The following is a 17,005-nucleotide window of genomic DNA, read 5'->3' as shown; positions in this document are numbered from 1 at the left end:
GGCAAAGGCCACTGGGCGGAGAAGCCCCGTACGTGTCGGAGGATCCGGTGCCACTCTCTGAAGAGGAGCTGCGACTGCTCGAGCAGATGGAGCGCGCCCTCAGCGAAGAGGACCCGAAGTTCGTCTCCACGCTGCGCGGCACCTCGCTGCGGCAGGTCGCACGACGTCGTGCGATCGCCTCGGGCGCGGTGTTCGTCGTCGGCGTGGCCGTGATGATGGGCGGTGCGGTCTCCAGCTACTGGCCCGTCGGCGTCGCCGGCTTCGTGGTCATGCTCGCCTCAGCCACCGTCTTCATGACGGCCCTGCGGCATCGAAGCGCACCCGAGACCGCGATGGTCAGCCATCCCTCGGGGCTCGGCGTGATCAGCGGGGGGCGCGCCGCGAAGGCGGGTCGCCCGGCACGATCCGGCCGCGGTGGTCGCTCGTCGCACGGGTTCATGGACACCCTGCGCTCGCGCTGGCGCCGTCGTCGCGAGAGCGGCGGCTACTGACGCCGCACCGTCAGAGTTCCTGAGATCCCCGGTCCGCAACGGACCGGGGATCTCTGCGTTGGCGGCCAGCGCCTCGCCGGAGGGACCGGACACCCTGTCGCATCCGCTGGCGCGAGGGGCCCCGCCGGCGAGGCCCAGGGACGCCCGGGGAGGCCCGGGGAGGCCCAGCGAGGCCCTGCCGGCGCGGGCGCGCTCAGTCGCGTCGCCAGACCGACCGCGGAGCCCACGCCGCACGACGCTGCGCGCGGGGACCGGCACCGGCCGCCAGGGAGGCAACGACGAGGTCGAGGTCGTCGGTCAGGCTCGCGGTGCGCTCGAGGACGGCGCGACGGCCCGACGAGCCCGCCGCCGGTGCCGCCGGGGTGTCTGTTGCCTGCGGTCGTGCGTAGCGCTCACGCTCGACGGCGAGCACGAGCGACTCCAACGCGGCCGCCGCGCGAGGGGCGGCGTCGGGGCCGGTGCGAGGACGCTCGACCTCTCCTCGGGCGTCACCGGCCTCCTCGGCCCCGGGGCCGTCCGGGTCGCCCAGGTGCTGCATCAGCACCGTCCCGACCTCGCGTGGGGAACGGTCCTCGGGCCAGGGGAGCGCGAGGTCGAGGGCGGTCGCCCGGAGCTCGGCCCAGGCCCCCTCGGCGCCGCCGGCGCTCCGTCGTCCTCGGCGGGCCGTGGCGCGCAGCGACCGCGGGAGCCAGGCGAGGACCCCGGCGAGGGCGAGGACGGCGAGTCCGACCAGGCCGAGCACGAGCAGCCGGCCCGGACCGGACCCGGCGCCCTGCTCGGCGGCGGCCTCGTCGACGCGCTCCTCGGGCGCGGTGCTCGGGGCGGTGCTCGAGGGCCCGGTGGGGGCGGTCGAGGGTGCTGCGCTGGTGGCGTCCTCGGGAGCCTCCTCGGCTCCCTGCACCCGCACGCGGGAGTAGTCGGGGGTCTCGGCGGCGCGGCCGGCGGGCGTGGGTTCGAAGCGCACCCAGCCGGCACCGGCGAAGAAGAGCTCGGGCCAGGCGTGCAGGTCGTGTGCGCTGTACTGCCAGGTGCCGTCGTCGAGCTGCTCGGGTCGCAGGAAGCCGACCGCGATGCGGGAGGGGATCCCGAGGACGCGGGCCATCACGGCCATCGCGGAGGCGTACTGCTCGCAGTAGCCGACACGTCCGGAGGGGGAGAGGAAGGACTCCAGGGTGTCGTTGCCCATGCCGTCGGGCGCACTCGCGAGGTCGTAGGTGAAGCCGCCGTCCTGGCGGAACCAGCGCTGGAGGAGCAGGGCGCGCTCGTAGTCGTTGTCGGCACGCTCGGTGACGCTGCGGGCCAGGTCCTCCACCAACTGCGGCACCTCGGGCAGCGTGCGCACCTCCGCGCTCGTCTGCCCCGAGGCCGAGTCGCGGAAGAAGCGGCCGTCGGTGCCGTACTGAGGTCGCAGGGCGGTCATCGAGTAGGTCAGCCCGCTCGTGGTGAGTCCGTCCTTCGCGGCGAGGACGTCGAGCGTCGCGGGGTCGAAGCGCCAGTCGCCGCGCGCGTCGACCGCGGCGGCCGGGTAGGAGGTGGGTAGCCACGTGGAGTCGAAGCGGCGGCTGACCGTGACCCGGTAGTCGTAGGGCTGCACCGGCACCGCCTCGTCGAGACCGGCGGCGCGGGGCAGCGGGCCGTCGGCGCGGTCTTCGCTCGCGACGTCGCGGTCGCCGCTGCTCCACTGCTCACCGGTGTAGCGGTTGAGCACCGAGATCCGCAGGTAGGACGGATCGGGATCGTCGGTGTCGACCTCGATCAGGGGGATGTCGGCGCCGCGCTCGAGATCGCGCTTCATGTCGGCCACGGGCTTGCGGATGCGGATGTCGTCGTTGCCGCTGCCGGAACCGACGTCGAAGAGCTGGAGCCCGATCTGCGGCACCGCCACCGGCACCGCCACCGCCACCACCACGGCGGCGACGGCGATGCGCGAGGCCGTGCCGAGCGACCCCCCGACGGCCGAGCCCCACGATGCCGGCCGGTCGTCGGCAGGACGTGCCACGCGACGGCCCCACCGCGACCCCGAGTCCAGGTGGTCCAGGTAGAGCAGTGCGGCGAAGCCGAGGGCCGCCAGCACGAACCCCCACACCCCGGCGCTCTCGTCGGTCAACCCGCTGGGCACGGCGTAGACGGCGAGCAGCACGAGACCGGCCCCCGCCACGCGGTGGAGGCTGCACGCGACGAGGTCGACGATCAGCAGCGCAGCAGCGCCGGACACGACCAGCAACGGCCAGATCGGCGGCGCGCCCGGCCCGATGGGGGCGGCGAACTCGCGCGAGACCGCGACCGCCACGTCGAGCGAGCGCCCCACCGCCCCGGGTGCGAACGGTGAGCCGGTGATCACCGTGCTCACCACCACGAAGCTGACCATCGTCTGGGCGATCGCGACCACCGCGAACGGCGCGTCCAGGGCGCGCAGCACACTGCCGACGAGCACCAGGGCGAGCGCCACCGCGGCCAGCCGCGGCAAGAAGGTGGTCGCGTCGGTGACGAAGGGGGTCCACGCGGTCAGCGCGCACCAGGTGGTCAGGGCGGCCACCGCTGTCAGCAGTGCGGCGCGGGTCGGGGAGGATGCGCGTTCGGTGGTCATCGAGTGGTGCTCCCGGAGCTGTGGGCATGGCTGCGGCCGAGCTCGCGCCATGCGGTGTCGAGGCGGTCGCGCGGGCCGACGGTGCGTGCGCGCCAGCCGAGGCCGGCCAGCACCGCGGACGGATCGGTGCGCTCGACGCCGCGGGCGGGCGTCGTCCACGCATCGACGTCGAGGACGACGGCCAGGGCCGTGCCGGCCTCGTGGCGCAGCCGACGCAGGGCTGCGGTGTCGTCGGCAACGGGCGCCCCGAGCACGGCGATGAGGACGCCGCCGCGCAGCTGCTCACCCGCCCACGCGACCTCCAGGCCTGATCGCGCGGAGGGCTCGAGGGCCGCGAGATGACGCATCGCCGTCGGTGCACCCACCGCGACGGGACCGCCCGCGGTCGCCAGCCGCACGGTGTAGCCGTGCTGCTCGAGGTGGGTGACGACCGAGGCCGCGGCGACCACCGCCGACTCCAGGCTGGACGCCGCCCCCTGGCCACGGTGGGCGAGCAGACGATCGTCCATCAGGACGACGGCCTGCGCCTCCCAGGGCTGCTCCTCGCGTCGCACCATCAGCTCGCCGAGGCGTGCCGAGGAGCGCCAGTGCACGCGACGCAGGTCGTCGCCGCGCCGGTACTCCCGCACGCTGGCGTCCTCGGAGGAGCCGGCGGCGAAGGACTGCGGTCGGTGCTCGCCGCCCCCCTGCCACCCGCCGGTGAGCGGGATGGCCGGCAGGGGCAGCACCCGAGGGGTGACGACAAACCGCGTCGTGCCCCCCGCGTCGGAGCGCTGCTCCACCAGTCCGAACGGGTCGGTGGCGCGCAGCTGGAGCGGTCCGAGCTCGTAGACCCCCCGCAGCTCGGGGCGCACCTGGTAGACGAGGTCGCGACGCCAGGCGCCGGTGAGTCCCTCGAGCAGGTAGCGCGGGCGGGCGCCGAGCGCGTAGGGGAGGGTCTCCTCCGCATGCAGCTCGGCCCCGCCCCCGCGGCCGGAGAGCGTCATCCGCACCTGGGCGATCTCGCCCACGCGGCCGGTGGCGGGGGCGACGACGCGCTGCACCTGCGGGGCGACGGTGCGGCGCACGACGAGCAGCGAGGCGATCAGGGGCAGCGCGAGCACGAGCACGCCCACCCGGGTGAGGGCGTCCTGGCCGAACACGATCGCGCAGACCACCGCGGTGATGCCGGCCGCCACGAAGGCGCGGCCCCGCAGCGTCAGTGCCCCGAGGCGTCGGCGCATCGCGCCGCGCGCGCGGCGTGGTCGCAGGGGCGCGGCGTCGCTCACCGGGCCCTCACCCCGTGCTCGCCCGCCGGCCGCCGCCCATCGCCGGTCACCGTGCCGGCGACGGAACGGGCACCCGCGCGGCGATGTCGTCGAGCACGGCCGCGACGTCGCGGCCGTTCATCGCAGCCTCCGAGCTGGGCAGCAGGCGGTGGGCGAGCACCGGCTGGAGCAGCGAGACGAGATCGTCGGGGATCACGTAGTCGCGGTGCTCGAGCGCGGCCCTCGCCTTGGCGGCGCGCACCAGGTGCAGGGTCGCGCGCGGCGACGCGCCGAGCACCAGCTCCGGGTGCTCGCGCGTGGCCGACACCAGCTCGACCGCGTAGCGCTGCAGGGGTGCGGCCACGTGGACGGCGGCCACCACCGAGCACAGCTTGCGCAGCTCCTCGGTGGTGGTGACCGCCTCCAGCTCGTCGAGCGGGTTCGCGGCCCCGTGCTGGGAGATCATCGCGATCTCGGCCGTCGGCACGGGGTAGCCCACGGACAGCCGCGCCATGAAGCGGTCGCGCTGCGCCTCGGGCAGGGGGTAGGTGCCCTCCATCTCCACCGGGTTCTGGGTGGCGATGACCATGAAGGGGCTCTCGAGCGGGTAGGTGACGTTGTCGACCGTGACCTGACGCTCGGCCATGCACTCCAGGAGCGCCGACTGCGTCTTGGGCGATGCTCGGTTGATCTCGTCGCCGATGACGATGTTGGCGAAGACCCCGCCGGGGCGGAACTCGAAGCTCCGCGTGCCCTGGTCGTACACCGACACGCCCGTCACGTCGGAGGGCAGCAGGTCGGGAGTGAACTGGATGCGCCGCACGCTGGCGTCGATGCTGCGTGCGAGCGCCTTGCTCAGCAGCGTCTTGCCGACACCCGGCACGTCCTCGAGGAGCAGGTGCCCCTCGGCGAGCAGCACGACGACCGCGGAGGTGATCACCTCCGACTTGCCCTGCACGACCTTCTCGACGTTCGCGCGGATGCGGGCGGCGGCGCGGGCCACCGTCTCGATGTCGGCGTCGGCGGGTGGAGCCCACCCGGGCGAGGTCGGGGCTGACGGCGCGGGCTGGTGCGCCGGGGACGGCGGGCTGGTGGGTTCCACGAGTACTCCCTGGTCGTGCGGGGGTGCGGGTGGCGCGGGTCGGTCGCCCTGCCGGTGGCGCCGTCCGCTGGTCGTGTCGACGCCTTTGGCCACCCTACGGCCGCAGTGGCTGAGACGGACCTGAGAAGGAGCCGCCCGCTCCACCGTCCTCCACCCGGACCCACCACGGCGCCCACCCCGGCGTCCCACGCCCCTCCACCGCGCCCCACTGCGCCTTCCCCCCCTGGTCGAGCGCTCCCATCGCTGCCGCCCGGGAGGGGCGTTCGGGGGTGGCCGGGGGCGGATCGGGGCGGTCGGTGGGGGAGTGGGGGGAGCGATGGGGGGCGAAGTGGTTGACGGTGGAGGAAAGTGGAGTAGGGTGGGGCGAAGTGGAGGAGAGGGAGGTGCCAGATGCTCTTCATGGGCACCTACACCCCCAAGCTCGATGACAAGGGCCGCCTCGTTCTCCCCGCGAAGTTCAGGGATCGACTGGCGGAGGGGCTCGTGGTGACACAGGGACAGGACAAGTGCCTCGTCGTGTGGCCCACGGACGTCTTCGAGGCCGAGGCCGAGCGGGCTGCCGCGCGGCCGATGACCAACCGGGCAGCACGCAACTACGCCCGTGTCCTGTTCGCGGGCGGCGACGAGTCGACGCCCGACAAGCAGGGCCGCATCGGCATCCCGGTGCCGCTGCGGGCCTACGCCGGACTCGAGCGCGACGTCGTCGTGATCGGTGTGCGGGATCGCCTCGAGATCTGGAACCCCACCGCGTGGGCGGAGTTCCAGAACCAGGCCCTGGAGGAGTTCGCCGACCTCGACGAGGACGACGACTGAGGTTGCCCGAGCCTCGGACGACGTCCGAGCCGGTCATCAGCACAACACCACAGCGGATCCGCAGGGCGAGGTCTCAGCCCGCTCCTGCTCCCGACGTCACCGTCGTCGCGACCTCCTGGGGCACCTTCCCCGGCACCAGGCGCTCGCGGCACCGGCGACCTTGACGACGCGGCCCCCTGGAGCACCTTCCCCGGCACCAGGTGGCCCCCGGAACGCCCGGGTCGGGAGCGGGCAGGGACCTGGCTCGGCGGATCCACCGGCGCGGCGGTCGTCCGCGCCCTGGCACCAATCAGCAGCAATTAGCAGCAACGCACAGCAGTCACAGCAGTCACAGCAGTCACAGCAGTACCGGGTCGAAACGGGTCGAGGGGTCGAGAGATGAGTGCCGTCGGAGCACAGTCGCAGTCGGAGCGGGAGGCGCCGCGCCGCGTGCGGGAGCAGGCGCGCGACGCCGCCGTCCTCATGGCCTTCTCGCTGGTCGTCTCGATCGGATGCGCGCTCGCGCTGCTGCTCGCCCCGCGGATCGGACGCTGATCACGCCGTGGGCACCTTCCCCCCCGAGCCCACCGAGCCCACCGAGCCCACCGAGCCAACCGGGGCCAGCGTTGTCGCGCCGCGTCACGAGCCCGTGCTGCTCGCGCGCATCGTCGAGCTGCTGAGTCCCGCCCTCATCTCGAGCGGCTCGATCCTCATCGACGCCACCCTCGGCCTCGGCGGCCACACCGAGGCCGTGCTCACCGCGTGTCCCGAGGCGACGGTCATCGGCGTCGACCGCGACCCGCACGCGCTCGCGATGAGCCGCGAGCGGCTCGCCGGATTCGGCGATCGCTTCCTCGGCGTCCACGCCGTCTACGACGAGATCCCCGATGTACTGGAGCGTCTCGGGATCCCCGCGGTGGCGGCGGTGCTCTTCGACCTCGGCGTCTCCTCGATGCAGCTCGACGTGCGCGAGCGCGGGTTCGCCTACGCCATCGACGCGCCGCTCGACATGCGCATGGACCCCACCCGCGGACTCACGGCCGCCGACGTCCTCAACACCTACAGCGCACCCGAGCTGGCCCGGGTGCTCAAGGAGTACGGCGAGGAGAAGATGGCGCGGCGCATCGCCGACGCGGTGGTGCGTGAGCGTGCGAGCGAGCCCTTCGCCACCTCCGCTCGCCTCGTCGAGCTGCTCTACGACGTGATCCCCGCGCCGGCGCGCCGCTCCGGGGGACACCCCGCGAAGCGCACCTTCCAGGCGCTGCGCATGGAGGTCAACGACGAGCTGGGCGTGCTGCGGCGCGCGATGCCGGCGGCCATCGAGGCCATCGGCGTCGGCGGGCGCGTGGTCGTCGAGTCGTACCACTCGCTGGAGGACCGGCTGGTCAAGCGCGCCTTCACCGGCGTCACCCGCTCCACCGTGCCCGACGACCTCCCGTTCGTGCCGGAGGGCTCCGAGCCCGCGTACCGCCTCGTGACCCGGGGTGCCGAGCAGGCCGACGAGGGCGAGCGCGAGCACAACCCCCGCGCGGCCTCCGTGCGACTGCGCGCGCTCGAGCGCCTGCGCGGGCCGCATCCGGTCGCGCCGCACCGGCCCGCCCTCGACGACGACCAGCTCGATGACCAGCACGACGACCAGCTCGACGACCACGGCAAGGGAGCCCGCTGATGTCCGCCACCGCCCCCCAGGCACGCGCTCGGCTGCCGCACGCCGCGCCGCGTCTCGCGCAGGCCGCCCTGGACCGCGCCCGCTTCACCGTGGTGCCGCGCCGGCGCACCACTGCTCCGCGCGTGCCCTTCGTCATCTTCGTCAGCGTCATCCTGCTGGCCGGCGTGGTCGGCCTGCTGATGTTCAACACCTCGATGCAGCAGGCTTCCTTCCGCGAGTCGGCCCTCCAGCGCCAGGCCACCGACCTCGGCGCCCAGCAGGAGGCGCTCGAGATGGACCTCCAGCGCCTGCGGGAGCCCCAGCGGGTGGCCGCGGCCGCCCAGCGCCTCGGCATGGTCATCCCCTCGACGCCGGCCGGCATCGTCCACCTCGACACCGGCAAGGTGACCGGGCGCCCCACCCCGGCCAGTGCTGACGACAGCATCCCGCTGCAGACGCCGGCCCCGGTCAAGCCCGGCGTGCTCCGGCCCGGCACCGTGCGCGTGGAGGTGCCCGCGCCGGTGCGGAAGGCCACGCCCGCCCCGCGCACCGCGCCCCAGCGCACCAGCACGGCCCCGAGGACGGCGCGCCCCGCGCGCTGACGAGCGGCCCGACCCGGCCACCCGCGTCGTCGGACCCCGGCGTGCCGAGCCGAGGTCGCGGGCCCGCGGATCGTAGGTTGAGCCCGAGCCCTCCCGAACCGTTCCCGACCACCCGCCCGACGCCACGCAGACGAGGAACCGTGAGCCGACCCAGCCCCCTCCGCAAGCCGCGCCCGGCCCGACCGCCGCGCCCCGGACGTGCCGGGAGCACGACGCGCGGGGGTCGGCGCGGGTCGCCGTCGCGACGCATGAGCGTGGGCTTCGTGCTCATCGCGATGGTGCTGTCGGTGTTCGCGGCCCGCCTGGTGCAGCTGCAGGCCGTCGACCCCCACTCCTACGCGCAGATGGCGGCGGAGGAGGGCTCGCGCACCGTGATCCTCCCGGCTGCGCGGGGCGAGATCCTCGACCGCAACGGCGAAGCGCTCGCCGAGACGGTCGACGGCCGCATGATCGTGGCCGACCCGGCCGTCACGAAGCGGGTGGCCCCGCAGCTCGCCACCTTCCTCTCCCAGCGCCTCGGACTCGACTACATCGAGACCCTGGAGAAGCTGCGGGTCACCGGAGCGGGCGGTCGCTTCCAGTACATCGCCCGCCAGGTGCCGGCGAGCAAGGCGGAGAAGGTGGTGGCCGACGCCACCGACAGATTCCGCGACGAGAAGGGCCGCCCCTTCGCCGGCCTCGCCACCGAGCGCGACCCGCTGCGGGTCTACCCGAACGCTGACATCGCCGCCAACGTCCTCGGCTTCCTCGGCACGCCTGACGCCGACGGCACCACCAAGCCGCTCGCCGGGCTGGAGGCGGCCTTCAACCGCTACCTCTCCGGCAAGGACGGCGAGGCCCGCTACGAGGTCGGGGCCGGTGGTGCCCAGATCCCGCTCGGCGACAGCACGCTCACCCCGGCGGTCGACGGCCGCGACCTGCACACCACGATCGACCGCGACCTGCAGTTCTACACCCAGCGGGTGCTCCAGCAGACCGTCCAGGGCTCCGGCGGCCAGTCCGGCATCGCGGTCATCATGGACTCGCGCACCGGTGACCTGCTCGCGCTCGCCGACTACCCGACCTACGACGCCTCGCGCCCCCGCGAGTACGACGACTCGCTCTACAAGTCCTCCGCGCTCACCGACGTCTACGAGCCCGGCTCGGTGGAGAAGGTGCTGACGCTCAGCTCGCTCATCGACGCCGGGCTGTCGAGCCCTTCGCAGCGCTTCCGCGTGCCGGGCAAGCTCATGCGCCAGGACCGCCCCATCGGCGACTACTGGGAGCACGGCACCCTGCGACTCACCCTGGCCGGCATCCTGGCCAAGTCGTCGAACATCGGCACGGTGCTCGCCGCCGACCAGTTCCGCCGGGGCCAGCTGCGCTCCTACCTCACCCGCTTCGGCCTCGGCACCCGCACGGGCCTCGGGCTGGGCGGCGAGACCCGCGGCCTGCTGCCCGACGGCGCGGCCTGGACCTCGCAGGTCGGCGACCGCATCGCCTTCGGTCAGTCGCTCTCGGTCAACGCGGTGCAGATGGCCGCTGCGGTCAACACGATCGCGAACGGCGGCGTGCGCGTCGACCCCAGCATCATCGAGGGCGAGGCCACCACCGATCGCGGGGCCGCCGTCGGCAGCGCGACGGCGTCGGCTCGCCGCGTGGTGAGCACGGATGCCGCCCGCGAGACCATGCTCATGATGGAGCGCGTCGTCGACCCCGAGGCGGGTGTGGCCCCCAAGGCGGCCGTGCCCGGCTACCGCGTCGCCGGCAAGACCGGGACGGCGCAGCGCGTCGGCGCGGAGTGCGGCTGCTACGACGGCAGCACCTCGGTCTCCTTCGCCGGGTTCGCGCCCGCCGACAAGCCGCGCTTCACCGTGTACGTCGTCGTCCACAGCCCCCGCGCCGGCAGCGGCGGTGGTTCGGTCGCCGGCCCCGCCTTCAGCCGACTCATGAGCTACACGCTGCGCCGCTACGGGGTGCCCCCGACCGGCCAGGCGCCCAACCGCATCCCGGTGGAGTGGTGAGGCGGGCCGTGGCGAGCACACCTGCGACCCGCCCGGCCCGACCTCCGCACACCCCGCTCGCGCGGGTCGCCGAGGTCGCGGGCGCGGTGCGTGCCCCCGAGGCTCCCGAGGTCGCCGTCACCGGGCTCACGCTCGACTCGCGGCGCGTGCAGCCCGGCGACCTCTACGCCGCACTGCCCGGCGCCCGCGCGCACGGGGCCGACTTCTCCCTCCAGGCCGCCGCAGCAGGGGCGGTCGCGGTGCTCACCGACGCCGAGGGTGCCGAGCGCTCGGCCGTGCGCGAGGCGGGGCTGCCCGTCGTCCTCGTGGACGACGCCCGCGCCGTGCTCGGGCGGGTGGCCGCGCTCGTCTACGACCACCCGGCCGAGGCGCTGCGCACGATCGGCGTCACCGGCACGCAGGGCAAGACCACCGTCACCCGCCTGCTCGAGGCCGCGCTACTCGCCAGCGGGGTGCGCAGCGCCGTGGTCGGCACGGTGGGCACCCGGATCGCCGGGCAGGACCTCGCCACCTCGCTCACCACGCCCGAGGCCCCCGACCTGCACGGCCTCTTCGCCCGCATGCGCGAGCTCGAGGTGCAGGCCTGCGCGCTCGAGATCTCCAGCCACGCCCTCGTGCTCGGGCGCGTGGACGGCGTCGTGGTCGACGTCGCGGTCTTCACCAACCTCGGACGCGACCACCTCGACTTCCACGTCGACATGGAGGACTACTACGCCGCGAAGGCCAGCCTGTTCACCCCCGAGCGCTCCCGCCGCGCCGTCGTGTGCGTGGACGACGAGCACGGCCGTCGCCTCGCCGGCGAGGTGGCCGCCACGTCGGTGCCGGTGCGCACCTACGGCGTGAGCGAGCGCGCGGCGGGCGCCGACTATCGCGCCGTCGACGTCGAGTCCGGCCCCACGGGCTCGCGCTTCACCGTGCTCGGCCCCGACGGCCTGCGCCTCCAGAGCGCCGTCGCGCTGCCGGGTGCCTTCAACGTGGCCAACGCGCTCGCGGTGGTGGCCGCCGCGGCCGAGGCCGGACTCGACCCGGCCGCCGTGGCGGCGGCGCTGCCCGGTGTGGGCGGCGTGCCCGGCCGCCTTGAGCGGGTGGTCGCCCCGAGCGCCACCGACCGGCCCCAGCCCACCGTGGTCGTCGACTACGCCCACAAGCCCGACGCGGTCGAGGCGGTGCTGCGCACCCTGCGCCCGCTCACCCGGGGCCGCCTGGTCGTGGTGATCGGCGCCGGTGGCGACCGCGACCGCGGCAAGCGACCCCTGATGGGCCGCCTCGCCGCGGCGCTGGCCGACGAGGTGGTCGTCACCGACGACAACCCGCGCAGCGAGGACCCCGCCTCGATCCGTGCCGAGGTGCTCGCCGGCGCAGCCGACGGGCCGGCCGTCGTCCGCGAGGAGGGCGACCGGGAGCGGGCGATCACCGGGGCGATCCTGGGCGCCGCACCCGACGACGTCGTGCTCGTGGCCGGCAAGGGCCACGAGACCGGCCAGGAGGTCGCCGGCACCGTCCACCCCTTCGACGACCGGGAGGTGGCCCGCGCAGCCCTCGCCGCACGAGCATCCCAGGAGGATCCCCGGTGATCGCGACCCGCCTCTCCGAGATCGCGGCCGCCGTCGGCGGCACGCTGGCCGGTGACGACGTCAGCGTCACCGGCGAGGCCTACTACGACAGCCGCACGCCCAGCGCGCACGGCCTCTACGTGGCGATCGTCGGCGCGCGCTCCGACGGTCACGACTTCGCCGACGGCGCCCACGCGGTGCTCGGCAGCCGCCCGACGTCGGCGCCCACGGTCGTCGTCCCCGACCCGGTGGCCGCGCTGGCCCGGCTCGCGCGCCACCAGCTCGAGCTGCCGCAGGCGCCCACCGTGCTGGCCATGACCGGCTCGCAGGGCAAGACCGGCACCAAGGACTACCTCGCCGCGGTGCTGCGCCACGTGCACGGCGACGACGCCGTGGTGGCCACGGCCGCGAACAACAACAACGAGCTCGGCGTCCCGATCACCGTGCTCAAGGCCGGGCCGAGCACCAGCCACCTCGTCGTCGAGATGGGGGCGCGCGGCGTCGGCCACATCGCCGAGCTGTGCCGCATCGCCCCGCCCCGGCTGGCCGCCGTGCTCAACGTCGGCAGCGCCCACCTGAGCGAGTTCGGCAGCCGCGAGGCCATCGCGCAGGGCAAGGGCGAGATCGTCGAGGCCCTCCCGGCCGACGGCGTCGCCGTGCTCAACGCCGACGACCCGCTCGTCGCGGCGATGCGCCCCCGCACCCGCGCCCGCGTGCTGACCTTCGGCACCGAGGGCGACGTGCGCTGGCGCGACCTGCGCACCGGTCGGCTCGGCAGCACCACCTTCGAGCTCGGCTACGCCGGGCGGTGGACGACGGTCAGCCTCCGCCAGCCCGGCGCCCACCAGGTGCTCAACGCGGCGGCCGCCGCGGCGCTCGCGATCGGCGACGGTGCTGACCTCGAGGCGGTGGCCGACGCGCTGAGCGCGGCCGGGCCGGCCTCGCGCTGGCGCATGGAGGTCGCCGAGCGCGCCGACGGCCTCGTGGTCGTCAACGACGCCTACAACGCCAACCCCGAGGCCGTGCGCGCCGCGCTCGAGGCGCTCGTCACGATGGCGGGCGAGCCTCCCGCGCGCCGACGCACGGTCGCGGTGCTCGGCGTCATGCTGGAGCTCGGCCCCGAGCACGACGCGGGCCACCGCTCGGTGGGTCGCGCCGCACGCGAGCTGGGAGTCGACGTCGTCGTCGTCGTCGGATCGCAGGCCGCAGGGATCGCCGAGGGCGCCGAGGGCACCGGGGAGGGCGGGGACGCACACGGTCCGCTCGTCGTCCGCACCGAGGGGCGCGACGGAGCCGTCGCCTGGGTGAGGCAGAATGCGCGCCCGGAGGACGTCGTGCTGGTCAAGGCGTCCCGAGGTGCAGCCCTCGAGCTCGTGGTCGAGGCGATCATGGAGGAGACGACGTAGTGAGAGCGATCCTGCTCGGCGGGGGCATCTCCCTGCTGATCTCGCTCCTCGGCACCCGGGTGGCCATCAACGTGTTCACCTCGTGGGGCTACGGCCAGGAGATTCGCGACGACGGCCCCACCAGCCACCACGTCAAGCGGGGAACACCCACGATGGGTGGCGTCGTCATCATCCTCGCCGCGGTCATCGGCTACTTCCTGGCCAAGCTCATCACGCTCACCACGCCGAGCGCCTCCGCGCTGCTGCTCCTCTTCCTCTTCGTCGGCATGGGCCTGGTGGGCTTCCTCGACGACTTCATCAAGATCTACAAGCAGCGCAGCCTCGGCCTGCGCAGCAAGGCCAAGATGGCGGGGCAGACCGTGATCGCCCTGGTCTTCGGTGGCCTGGCGCTCTCCCCGTGGCTGGAGGACGAGAACGGGCGCACCCCGGCGAGCCACAACGTCTCGTTCCTGCGCGAGATCGACTGGCTGGTGCTGCCCACGGTGCTCGCCCTGGTGCTCATCTGGCTCTTCGTGGCCGGCTTCAGCAACGCGGTCAACCTCACCGACGGGCTCGACGGCCTCGCGGCCGGCGCCTCGGTCGGTGTGTTCGGCGCCTACACGCTCGTCAACATCTGGCAGAACAACCAGTTCTGCCAGAGCGAGCCGTCGGCCACCTGCTACAACGTGCGCGACCCGCTCGACCTCGCGATCATCGCCGCGGCCATCACGGGTGCCTGCTTCGGGTTCCTGTGGTGGAACGCCTCGCCGGCGCGCATCTTCATGGGCGACACCGGGTCGCTCTCGCTCGGCAGCGCGCTCGCCGGCTTCGCGATCCTCACCCGCACCGAGCTGCTGCTGGTGATCCTCGGCGGGCTCTTCGTCCTCGAGACCCTTTCGGTCATGCTGCAGGTGGGCTTCTTCAAGGCCACCAAGGGCAAGCGGATCTTCCGCATGGCCCCGATCCACCACCACTTCGAGATGCTCGGGTGGGAGCAGGTCACCGTGGTCATCCGGTTCTGGATCATCACCGGGCTGTTCGTCGCCACCGGGCTGGGCATCTTCTACGCGGAGTGGGTCTCGCGGCTGTGAGCGAGCCGGCCCCCCGCGTCGATGCCCTGACCTCGCGCGACTCCTGGGAGGGCGTGCGGGCGGTGGTCGTCGGCTTCGACGCCGCCGGCGCCTCCGCGGTCGACAACCTGCTGCACCTCGGTGCCGACGTCCACGCCGTCTCCGAGGACGTCGACCCGGGCATGCTCGAGCGCGTCGAGCTCTTCGAGGTGCTCGGCGCCCGCGTCGACGTCCACGCCGGCGCCACCGCGGCGCTGCCGCGCGAGGCGGCGCCCGACCTGCTGGTCGTCACCCCCGACATCGCGTCCGACTGCCCGGCGCTGCGCGAGGCCGAACGGCTGGGCGTGCCGGTGTGGGGCGAGGTCGAGCTCGCCTGGCGCCTGCGCACCCCTGACTCCCCGCCCCCGTGGCTCGCCGTCACCGGCGCCGATCTCGAGGACGTCGCCCTCACCACCTCGATCCTCGGCAGCATCCTCACCGCGGCCGGCCTGCAGGTCGCGGTCGCGGGGGAGGGCGGCGCGCCCCTGGTCGAGACCGTGATGGATCCCGAGGCCCGCGACGTGCTCGCGGTCGGCCTCAGCGCGCGGCAGCTGGAGCGGGCCGGCGCGATGGCGGCCGAGAGCGCGGCGGTGCTCTCGCTGGCCGCCCCCGACGCGGCGGCCGGGGCCGACGAGGCCGTGCGGCGAGCCGTCGGGCGCATCTACCACCTCGTCGCGCAGGCCTGCGTGTACCCCTTCGCCGATGAGCGGGTCGAGGACCTCGTGCGCGACGCCGAGGTCACCGAGGGCGCCCGGGCGATCGCACTGACGCTCGGCACGCCGGCGGTGAGCATGCTGGGCGTGGTCGAGAACATCCTCGTCGACCGCGCCTTCATCGAGGAGCGCGCCACCAGCGCGGCCGAGCTCGGCACCTTCGACGACCTCGCCGAGGCCACGCCGCGCTACGTGCAGGCCGCACTCGCGGCGTCCGCGCTCGCCCGCGCCCACGGCGTGGGCCAGGTGGCCGTGCGCGACGGCCTGCGCGCCCACCGTCCCTGATCGCGCGCACCGGCCCCCCATCCCGTCCGGGCACTGCGGAGTCCTCGACCCCGCGACACGCGCCGGATGTGCACGGTGGTGAGCGCGGGACCGGTGAGACTTGTGGTGCGCCGGTGACGGATGTGACCAGCGCGTCCGTCGTCCACCGTGCGCCGCTCGTCGCCCGACCCCAGGGGGCCGTCATCACCACCGCGAACCCCGAGCCGTCGTCGCTCGACTGGCGAGCCCGCCTCGCGGGAGGCGCGGCGGCGCTGTCCCCGGCGCGGCTGCGACGCCACCGTCAGCGCGACGCCGCCGGCGCGACGGGCTGGACCGGCGCGCTGCGCGAGGCCCTCGACCGGCCGCTGACCACCTACTACCTGCTGCTCGGCGTCACCGCGCTCCTGCTGACCATCGGCCTGATCATGGTGCTGAGCGCCTCGAGCGTGTACTCCTACCGCCAGACCGGCGACTCCTACACTGTGGTCAAGCGGCAGCTGATGTGGGTGCTGATCGGGGTGCCGGCCGCCGTCGTCGCCGCGCGCGTGTCGCCGCGCTTCGTGCGCGGCCTCGCCTACCCGGCCTTCTCGGTCTCGCTCCTGCTCCTCGGCCTCACCGCCGTGGTGGGCGTCGAGCGCAACGGCAACACCAACTGGCTGGCACTCGGCCCCCTGCTCATCCAGCCCTCCGAGATCGCGAAGCTCTCGCTGATCATCTGGGCCAGCCACATCTACGCCAACAAGGAGCGCCGACTCCACGACCTGCACCACATGCTGGTGCCCGTGGTGCCCGGCATGGCGATGGCCACCGGCCTGGTGATCGTGGGGCGCGACCTCGGCACCGCGCTGGTCTTCTTCGCCCTCGGCGTGGCGCTGCTCTGGATCGTGGGCGCGCCCGGGCGGCTGTTCGCGATCGCGCTCGCCGGTGTCAGCGTGCTCGCGCTCGGCCTCGCCGCCACCGACACCGAACGCCTGGCGCGCATCGCGACCTTCGCCGACCCGTTCAAGGACTTCCATGGCACGGGGTGGCAGCCGGCGCACGGCCTCTACGCGATGGCCAGCGGGGGAGTGTTCGGCGAGGGCATCGGCGCGAGCCAGCAGAAGTGGGGTCAACTGCCCGAGGCTCACACCGACTTCATCTTCGCCGTGCTCGGCGAGGAGCTCGGGCTCATCGGCTGCCTGCTCGTCATCTCGCTGTTCCTCGCCCTGGCCTACGCCGGCCTGCGGGTCGCGCGCGAGGCCACCACGCCGTTCGTGCGCTACTGCTCCTTCGGCATCGTCGTGTGGCTCCTCGGGCAGATGATCATCAACATCGGCATGGTCCTGGCGATGCTGCCCGTCATCGGCATCCCGCTGCCGCTCGTCTCCTACGGCGGCTCGAGCCTCGTGCCCGCCCTCACCGCGCTCGGACTGCTCATCGGGTTCGCACGACGCGAGCCCGCGGCCGCCCGCGCCCTGCAGCAGCGGCGCCGGGCCCGTTCGGCCGGCCTCGCCGCGCGCCGGTAGGTTG

At 74.2% G+C, this 17,005-nt stretch carries 14 protein-coding genes; 11 read left to right on the top strand and 3 right to left on the bottom strand.

Annotated elements, in window-relative coordinates:
* Nucleotides 1-47: 47 nt before the first annotated feature.
* Nucleotides 48-491: a DUF3040 domain-containing protein gene (locus ACERUN_RS00290; protein ID WP_370287537.1), complete on the top strand. Its 444-nt coding sequence runs from the start codon at nucleotides 48-50 to the stop codon at nucleotides 489-491.
* A gap of 193 nt (nucleotides 492-684) precedes the next feature.
* On the opposite strand, the gene ACERUN_RS00285 is transcribed toward ACERUN_RS00290, so the two are convergent.
* From ACERUN_RS00285 to ACERUN_RS00275, 3 genes are read right to left on the bottom strand one after another with little or no spacing between them, the layout of a single operon-like run.
* A complete protein-coding gene (locus tag ACERUN_RS00285) occupies nucleotides 685-3,078 on the bottom strand; it encodes a transglutaminaseTgpA domain-containing protein (RefSeq protein ID WP_370287536.1) in 2,394 nt (797 codons plus the stop codon).
* Nucleotides 3,075-4,346, bottom strand: coding sequence for a DUF58 domain-containing protein (locus ACERUN_RS00280; protein WP_370287535.1), 1,272 nt, complete (start codon nucleotides 4,344-4,346; stop codon nucleotides 3,075-3,077). The genes ACERUN_RS00285 and ACERUN_RS00280 overlap by 4 nt, the downstream gene beginning before the upstream one ends.
* Nucleotides 4,347-4,392: 46 nt before the next feature.
* Nucleotides 4,393-5,427, bottom strand: coding sequence for an AAA family ATPase (locus tag ACERUN_RS00275; protein WP_370287534.1), 1,035 nt, complete (start codon nucleotides 5,425-5,427; stop codon nucleotides 4,393-4,395).
* Nucleotides 5,428-5,817: 390 nt separating this feature from the next.
* Here ACERUN_RS00275 and mraZ point away from each other — a divergent pair, with 390 nt between their 5' ends.
* The 10 genes from mraZ to ftsW all read left to right on the top strand — a co-directional run bounded on the left by mraZ (nucleotide 5,818) and on the right by ftsW (nucleotide 17,001).
* Nucleotides 5,818-6,240: a division/cell wall cluster transcriptional repressor MraZ gene (gene mraZ / locus ACERUN_RS00270; protein ID WP_370287533.1), complete on the top strand. Its 423-nt coding sequence runs from the start codon at nucleotides 5,818-5,820 to the stop codon at nucleotides 6,238-6,240.
* A 378-nt stretch (nucleotides 6,241-6,618) separates the two neighbouring features.
* Nucleotides 6,619-6,774 (top strand): hypothetical protein, encoded by a 156-nt coding sequence (locus ACERUN_RS00265; protein ID WP_370287532.1) that lies wholly within the window; start codon nucleotides 6,619-6,621, stop codon nucleotides 6,772-6,774.
* A 94-nt stretch (nucleotides 6,775-6,868) separates the two neighbouring features.
* On the top strand, nucleotides 6,869-7,888 hold the full coding sequence (rsmH, locus tag ACERUN_RS00260) for a 16S rRNA (cytosine(1402)-N(4))-methyltransferase RsmH (protein ID WP_370287652.1): 1,020 nt from the start codon (nucleotides 6,869-6,871) through the stop codon (nucleotides 7,886-7,888).
* Nucleotides 7,888-8,469: a hypothetical protein gene (locus tag ACERUN_RS00255; RefSeq protein WP_370287531.1), complete on the top strand. Its 582-nt coding sequence runs from the start codon at nucleotides 7,888-7,890 to the stop codon at nucleotides 8,467-8,469. The genes rsmH and ACERUN_RS00255 overlap by 1 nt, the downstream gene beginning before the upstream one ends.
* A gap of 248 nt (nucleotides 8,470-8,717) precedes the next feature.
* Nucleotides 8,718-10,472 (top strand): peptidoglycan D,D-transpeptidase FtsI family protein, encoded by a 1,755-nt coding sequence (locus ACERUN_RS00250; RefSeq protein WP_370287530.1) that lies wholly within the window; start codon nucleotides 8,718-8,720, stop codon nucleotides 10,470-10,472.
* Nucleotides 10,473-10,480: 8 nt separating this feature from the next.
* Nucleotides 10,481-12,046 carry a UDP-N-acetylmuramoyl-L-alanyl-D-glutamate--2,6-diaminopimelate ligase gene (locus ACERUN_RS00245; RefSeq protein ID WP_370287529.1) on the top strand — a complete coding sequence of 522 codons (1,566 nt, stop codon included), beginning with the start codon at nucleotides 10,481-10,483 and terminating at the stop codon, nucleotides 12,044-12,046.
* Nucleotides 12,043-13,431, top strand: a complete 1,389-nt coding sequence (gene murF, locus ACERUN_RS00240; RefSeq protein ID WP_370287528.1) for a UDP-N-acetylmuramoyl-tripeptide--D-alanyl-D-alanine ligase — start codon at nucleotides 12,043-12,045, stop codon at nucleotides 13,429-13,431. The genes ACERUN_RS00245 and murF overlap by 4 nt, the downstream gene beginning before the upstream one ends.
* Entirely contained in the window at nucleotides 13,431-14,501 is a 1,071-nt protein-coding gene (gene mraY, locus ACERUN_RS00235; RefSeq protein WP_370287527.1) for a phospho-N-acetylmuramoyl-pentapeptide-transferase, read from the top strand. The genes murF and mraY overlap by 1 nt, the downstream gene beginning before the upstream one ends.
* A complete protein-coding gene (locus tag ACERUN_RS00230) occupies nucleotides 14,498-15,517 on the top strand; it encodes a hypothetical protein (RefSeq protein ID WP_370287526.1) in 1,020 nt (339 codons plus the stop codon). The genes mraY and ACERUN_RS00230 overlap by 4 nt, the downstream gene beginning before the upstream one ends.
* 122 nt (nucleotides 15,518-15,639) lie before the next feature.
* Nucleotides 15,640-17,001, top strand: coding sequence for a putative lipid II flippase FtsW (gene ftsW, locus ACERUN_RS00225; protein ID WP_370287525.1), 1,362 nt, complete (start codon nucleotides 15,640-15,642; stop codon nucleotides 16,999-17,001).
* The last annotated feature ends 4 nt before the right edge of the window (nucleotides 17,002-17,005 follow it).

This window comes from Nocardioides sp., assembly GCF_964229035.1.
Taxonomy (GTDB): domain Bacteria; phylum Actinomycetota; class Actinomycetes; order Propionibacteriales; family Nocardioidaceae; genus Nocardioides.
This window is presented reverse-complemented; position numbering and strand designations above follow the sequence as displayed.